This window comes from Pedobacter sp. HMWF019, assembly GCF_003061025.1.
In the GTDB taxonomy this organism is placed as follows: Bacteria; Bacteroidota; Bacteroidia; order Sphingobacteriales; family Sphingobacteriaceae; genus Pedobacter.
Map to the genome: position 1 here is coordinate 1 of NZ_QAIL01000249.1, position 6,242 is coordinate 6,242.

A 6,242-nucleotide genomic window follows, 5' to 3' on the forward strand; every position below is an offset into this window, starting at 1 on the left:
GTATTTTCTCATAGGTATCCTCACATTCTCTGCTATGAATCTAAATGTTATTTTTTAAGTAAGCGTGTCTTCGGATGGTCGTATTTAAGTTTGTTTAATTTAAGCTATTCTGCAATGGTACAAAAAAAATATTTTAGAAGTAGTTAGTATTTAATGTATTACCTTTCTGTGACTTGGTGGTCCCGGATCAAATTGGCCACTAATGCGGTCCAGCCGGTTTGATGAGAAGCCCCTAATCCTTTGCCACAATCTCCGTGAAAATATTCATTAAACAATAGATAATCTTTAAAATAAGGATCCGTCTGGAATTTTTCATTATCTCCAAAGCAAGCACGCCTGCCTTGATCATCCGATTTGAAAATATGGATTAATCTTTCGCCAAGTTTCATGGCGATCTCCTGCAGGGAAAGTAAATTGCCCGAACCGGTTGGATATTCTATTTTAAAGTCGTCACTGTAATAATCATGAAAGCGGAGTAGGCTCTGGATGATGAGGTAATTGACCGGCATCCATATTGGACCCCGCCAATTGCTGTTGCCGCCAAACATGCCACTGTCACTTTCGCCCGGAACATATTTTACAATGAACTGCTCTTTTCCAGCCTGAAAAACATATGGATTTTCTTCGTAACTTTTAGACAAGCTCCGAATTCCAAATTCACTTAAAAATTCAGTTTCATTCAGCATCCTGTACAGGATTCGCTTCATTCTGTGCCCTCTGAGTAAACTTAACAAGTGCTTGTCGTCGGTGCCTTTTTCCGTCCAGCGGGAAACCAGGGAAGCCAGTTCCGGCCGATGCTCGAGGAACCACTGCATCCTGGCAGCAAAGCCAGGTAGCTTTTTTAAGGTGTCGTCCTTGATCACTTCTACAGCGAACAATGGGATCAGGCCAACCATACTCCTAAGTTTCAATTTTACTGATCTTTGACTGTCCAGGGATAATTCATCGTAGAAAAACTCATCTTCCTGGTCCCATAAACCCGTGTCATCCGGGCCCATGATGTTCATGATAGCCCCTGCGATATAGAGGAAATGTTCGAAGAACTTGGTCGCCATATCTTCATAAACCGGGTTGTGTAAGGCCAGTTCAAGGGAGATATGCATCATATTCAGGGCATACATGGCCATCCAGCTTGTTCCATCGGCTTGTTCCATCCTCATTCCTGAAGGTAGTTTCATACTGCGGTCAAAAATGCCAATGTTGTCCAGTCCAAGGAATCCACCGGAAAAGATATTGCTTCCATTATGATCCTTGCGGTTAACCCACCAGGTAAAATTGATCAGGAGCTTTTGGAAAACAGCTTCCAGAAAGGGGATATCGGCTTTGCCTTCATTTTTTTGCTGGTCTATTTTAAAAACCTCCCATGTAGCCCAGGCATGTACCGGAGGATTAGTATCATCGAAATTCCATTCATAAGCCGGTAGCTGCCCGTTAGGATGCATATACCATTCTTTGGTCAGCATCATCAACTGTTGCTTGGCAAAATCTGTATCAACCAAGGCAATGCTTACACAGTGAAAAGCCAGGTCCCAGGAGGCATACCATGGAAATTCCCATTTGTCTGGCATGGAAATAACATCAGCATTGTTCACGTGCTTCCAGTTTAAATTACGAGAAGTACTGTGTCCGGGAGGAGGTGCAGGTTCTGCAGGATCTCCTTTGAGCCATTTATTGACGTTATAATCGTAAAATTGTTTGTTCCAGAGCAGCCCGGCATAAGCTTGTCGTTGAATCAGTTTTTCATCAGCCGAAAGGATTTTTTTCTGAAGAGACCTGTAGAACTCGTCAGTTTCATTGATACGCTGTTCGAAAATCTTCTGAAAATCTTCAAAAGGCTTTGCATTTGAGCCTCTGCAAAGCCGCAGTTGTATCGTTACAGATCCGCCTGCTCCAATTTCAAACTTATAGCAGGCCGCTGCCTTTGTACCTTCGTTCTGCGGATTTACACAATCTTTTTGTCCATTAACGATGTATTCGTTGAAGGCGTCCTTATAGTATTTTTTTTCGTCATCGAAATCATACAATCTGACCGTATTGTTCTCATTTTCTGTAAACAACCATTCAGCGGTATTTTCTGTATAGAGCATATAACTGCCCAGAGTTTCCTCCTGAACCTGTAATGCAGAATCATTTACTTTAGAAATTGAGGCCTGTTTGTCGTGGTAACCCCATGACCAGCGGTTTCTGAACCAAAGGGTCGGAAGAATGGACAGAGGGGCAGAAATCAGGCCTCTATTGTGTGCAGTGATCCTGATCAATACATCCTCTTCTGAAGATTTAGCGTACTCAATAAAAATATCGAAATAATCATTGTTATCGAAAACACCAGTATCTATTAATTCATACTCAGCGTCAAGTTTGGTTCTGCGAGCATTCTCTGCCAGCAATTTTTCATAAGGAAAAGCCTGCTGCGGATATTTATACAGCATCTTCAGGTACGAATGCGTAGGAGAGGAATCCAAATAGTAAAAAAGTTCCTTCACATCTTCCCCATGATTGCCCTGGGTATTGGTTAATCCAAAGAATATCTCTTTCAGGATTTTATCCTTACCGTTCCAGAAGGCAGGGGCAAAGCACAAAAACTGTTTGTTGTCCGAAATTCCCCCAATGCCTTCTTCTCCCCAACGCCAGGCTTTGCTTCTGGCCATGTCGAAAGTTGTAGATTGCCAGGCTTCGCCATCTTCACTATAATCTTCCCTTACAGTGCCCCATTGTCGATTGGATACATACGGTCCCCATTTTTTCCAGTCCGGCTGGGTTAAACGTTTTGCTTCCTCCTTCATTGATAGATTAGATTGATGGCTTAAAGGTAAAAAATACTGGATCAAAGTAAAGGAATTGTTATCCTGACAATTCTAAAAAAACAATTAACTTGCATGCTCATTAGGTCAAACATAAACCTCAGATATCCTAAATTCAATGAAACATAGTTTTTTTGCTTTACTCTTATTTTTATTTTTTGCTTCCACTACTCATGCACAGACCAGGCATTCCTTTAAGATTGCAGATGGTCACTTCATTTTAGATGGTAAGCCCGTTCAAATCCACAGCGGCGAAATGCATTATGCTCGTATTCCAAAACCTTACTGGCGTCATCGCCTAAAAATGATGAAAGCTATGGGCTTAAATGCAGTAGCCACCTATGTGTTTTGGAACTACCATGAAACTGCACCTGGTGTATGGGATTTTAAAACCGGGAACCGTGACGTTGCTGAATACATTAAAATTGCACAGGAGGAAGGACTTTTTGTTATCCTTCGTCCTGGACCATATGTATGCGCAGAATGGGAGTTTGGAGGTTATCCCTGGTTTTTAGAAAAGACACCAGGAATGGTAATCAGGGGAAATAATCCGCAATACCTGGCCGCTACAAAAGCTTATTTTACTGCGCTTTATGGACAGCTAAAGAATCTTTTGGTTACCAACGGTGGTCCTATAGTGATGGTACAGGGTGAAAATGAATTTGGTTCTTATGTAGCGCAGCGCAAGGATATCTCTTTGGAGGATCATAAAAAATACAGCGCAGCCGTATTTCAGCAGTTAAAAGATGTTGGATTTAATGTGCCTTTTTTTACTTCAGATGGCAGCTGGTTATTTGAAGGTGGTGCTTTACCAGGTGCGCTTCCAATGGCGAATGGAGAAGATGATGTAGCTAAATTAAAAGAAGTTGTGAACAAATACCATGATGGTAAAGGCCCTTATATGGTGGCGGAATTTTATCCTGGATGGCTGGACCATTGGGCAGAGCCTTTTCCAAAGGTGAAAACTGAAAATGTGGTAAAACAAACCCAGAAATACCTGGATGGAGAGGTGTCGTTTAACTATTACATGGTTCATGGAGGTAGTAATTTTGGCTTTACCTCTGGTGCAAATTATGACAATAAGCATGATATTCAACCCGATCTGACCAGTTATGACTATGATGCTCCAATTAGCGAGGCCGGCTGGGCAACAGATAAATATAATGCGTTAAGGGCATTGCTGAAAAAGCCTGAAACACCTGCAGTTCCTGCTAAGATCCCCGTTATTTCGATTCCTGAGATCCACTTAAGCAAAGCTACAGACCTGGAGGATTTTAAAGATAAGATCAGCCCGGTGAATAACGATACACCTCTAACCTTTGAAGAGTTAAACCAGGGACATGGTTATGTTTGGTATAGCAGAAAGTTTAATCAGCCTATTAGCGGTAAACTGGAATTGGCCGGACTCAGAGATTATGCACTGGTCTACGTAAATGGCGTTAAAGTAGCAGAACTGAACAGTTATTATAAAAAATATGATTGTGATATCGAGATTCCATTTAATGCAACATTAGATATCATAGTAGAGAATATGGGCAGGATCAACTATGGTGCTAAGATCATTAACAGTACAAAAGGTATTATTTCTCCAATTGTGATCAACGGACAAAATATTACAGGTAACTGGGATATGTATAAGTTACCTATGGACGTTGCACCAGACCTGGCTAAATTTAAAAATAGTGCTTCCGCTGGTAAACCTGCCATTTACCAGGGAACTTTTGACCTCAATAAAACAGGAGATACTTTTCTTGATATGCGGGAGTGGGGCAAAGGAATTGTGTTTGTGAACGGTATTAATCTGGGCAGATACTGGAGTGTTGGACCACAGCAAACTTTATATTTACCAGGATGCTGGCTCAAACAGGGAAAAAATGAAGTTGTGATCTTTGAACAGAAAAATGATGTTATGCATACTGTTTTAAAATCTACCGAAACACCCATTCTGGAAGAGTTAAAGCCAGAGAATGGGTTACCTAAATAAAGGAAAACCATTTAAAATAAGAAAGGCCTGCTAATCCCAGCAGGCCTTTCTTATTTTAAATGTACACAGGATTAATAATAAATATATCTGGTACCTGTTACCTTTATTTCTTTGCGGCCAGGCGTGAAGCCATCCATTCTGGGGATCTCTTTAAAAGGATAGGTAAAGTTTGCAGAACCAGGTGAAGGATCAGGTTTTTCGTCATCATCGCAGTGATCATAAGTAGTAGAAACCTTTACTGTTTTCGTAGAGAAATTAATATCACACTCGTGATCCGGACCGCAGTTCATCGAATCATTATAGGTGGAACCAATCAGGAACCAGTCTCCGTTCTGATACCGAAAAATATTCTTCCATATACTGAAATGCTTGGCATTGTGATTAAAAGTCTGTTTAATCCTTAAGGTGTTGTTTCTGATCTCCATTTCTAAGGGAACGCCTTCATTTGCAAAGAAACCACAGTCTTCACTATTCCAAAGGACAGAGGAATTCACCTTCCATAGTTTGAGTTTTCCCCGTATGTTTTTGCAGATGTATAAAATCCTGTGATAACCCGAATCTTTGGCTTTATGCGTAGTATTGTAAGCATACACCACTTCCTCTGTGCCGTCTTTGTCAAGATCTCCATGAGCTTCTGCGACCTGGGTATAACCCTTTGCGGGACGAAAGTCCGGTAACTCTTGCGTATCGCTCTTAAAACCCTGAAGAGTTAAAGAAAAAGAGCATACAAGTGTAACAAATAGATGTTTTTCTGTTTTTAAAATCGTACTCATACTAAGACACAGAGTTAGCTTGGATCAGTCCTGTTGACAACCGCAATAGCCATTCCATCATGTTCCTTCACACCAACTGTTTGTATAATGGTGGCCGTTACATTCTTGTTGGACTGGAGTAATTTGTTGAATCGCTGAACGCCTTTCACTTTTTCGTCACTGGTGTTTTCATCTAATATCTTTCCTTCACGGATCACATTATCGCAGATAATGACAGTTCCAGGTCTGGAGAGACTTAATGCGTATTCAAAATATTCTGCATAGGGTGGTTTATCCGCATCTATAAAAATAAGATCGAATGGGCCTTCTCCGTTTTCAATTAATTGCGGTAAAATCTCCATTGCCTTTCCAACACGGAAATCTACTTTGTCGGATAGCCCGGCTTTTTCAATGTTTTTCCTCGCCAGATCTGAATGACGTTGTTCAACTTCCAAGGTGATTAATTTTCCATCAGCAGGCAAGGCTCTTGCCAGCCAAATGGTGCTATAGCCAGCCAATGTACCCAATTCTAATATTTTCTTCGCGTTGGAGAGAACAGCCATCACCTGTAAAAATTTCCCAAGATTTGCCGTTACGCTGATTTGCGGAAATCCTTCCTCATCAAGGGATTTGATCGTGTCTTTTAGGACCTGGTCTTCTGGGGCTAGTAAGTTGCTGATGTACTGGTCAACTTTTCCAAATATC

General features: G+C 41.2%; 4 protein-coding genes. 1 reads left to right on the forward strand and 3 read right to left on the reverse strand.

Features of this window, described 5'->3' with window-relative positions:
- Positions 1-158 precede the first annotated feature (158 nt).
- Positions 159-2,783, reverse strand: coding sequence for a glucosidase (locus DBR11_RS14470; protein WP_108553373.1), 2,625 nt, complete (start codon positions 2,781-2,783; stop codon positions 159-161).
- Between the two features lie 136 nt (positions 2,784-2,919).
- On the opposite strand from DBR11_RS14470, the gene DBR11_RS14475 reads away from it, so the two are divergent.
- Positions 2,920-4,785: a beta-galactosidase gene (locus tag DBR11_RS14475; RefSeq protein ID WP_108553374.1), complete on the forward strand. Its 1,866-nt coding sequence runs from the start codon at positions 2,920-2,922 to the stop codon at positions 4,783-4,785.
- Positions 4,786-4,856: 71 nt separating this feature from the next.
- On the opposite strand, the gene DBR11_RS14480 is transcribed toward DBR11_RS14475, so the two are convergent.
- The gene (locus tag DBR11_RS14480; RefSeq protein WP_108553375.1) at positions 4,857-5,558 is read right to left on the reverse strand and encodes a hypothetical protein; all 702 of its coding nucleotides are present in this window, start codon (positions 5,556-5,558) and stop codon (positions 4,857-4,859) included.
- Between the two features lie 14 nt (positions 5,559-5,572).
- Positions 5,573-6,242, reverse strand: a 670-nt coding sequence (locus tag DBR11_RS14485; protein WP_199233844.1) for an O-methyltransferase, incomplete at its 5' end; no start/stop codon positions are given.